The 494-nt window shown below is 30.6% G+C and carries 2 protein-coding genes; one reads left to right on the top strand and one right to left on the bottom strand.

Annotated elements, in window-relative coordinates; translation table 11 throughout:
- Positions 1–211: pyridoxamine 5'-phosphate oxidase family protein (locus tag AOA60_RS13810; RefSeq protein WP_178075357.1), on the bottom strand; the 211-nt coding region annotated here is incomplete at its 3' end.
- Between the two features lie 112 nt (positions 212–323).
- Between AOA60_RS13810 and AOA60_RS34595 the strand changes: the two genes are divergently transcribed.
- Positions 324–494 (top strand): GntR family transcriptional regulator (locus AOA60_RS34595; RefSeq protein WP_368731572.1); only part of this gene is annotated, 171 nt, incomplete at its 3' end.

Genomic DNA, 494 nt, shown 5'->3' with positions numbered 1-494 from the left:
ACACATTACTGTTCTCTTTTAAAATATCAATCTTTCTTCCTTCTGTTGCTCTGTGAAAATAGATGCAGTGATCAAACCAAACAAAATTCAATGGAATTACATACGGTTGGTCATTAGTTGATAAGCCTAAAAAACCTGTTTTTGCTTGATGAATAAAAGAATCTATCTTCTTTTTGTCTGTACATTCCCTCTTTGCATATCTAATGTTCATTATACTTCCTCCTCGACTCGCCATTTAGTTTAGTTATTATGAAAAATTATAAAATCAAATTGACATTGTAGAAAGTGTCAGATTTAATGTATTTAACAGGGTCAGATTGGATGTGATTATTGTGGAGATAACATTCTTGTTAAATGAACAATCTAAAGAACCTTTATATCTACAAATCTATCAATATTTTAAAACAGAGATTCAAGTTGGAAATATTGCCACTGGAACACGTTTACCTTCTATACGCCGTCTTTCTAGCCATTTAAAAGTGAGTAAAAATACA

The organism is Pseudomonas sp. 2822-17 (assembly GCF_002742485.1).
In the GTDB taxonomy this organism is placed as follows: Bacteria; Pseudomonadota; Gammaproteobacteria; order Pseudomonadales; family Pseudomonadaceae; genus Aquipseudomonas; species Aquipseudomonas cyclaminis.
Note: the sequence above shows the minus strand (reverse complement) of the source record. Positions and strands in the feature narration are given on the sequence as shown.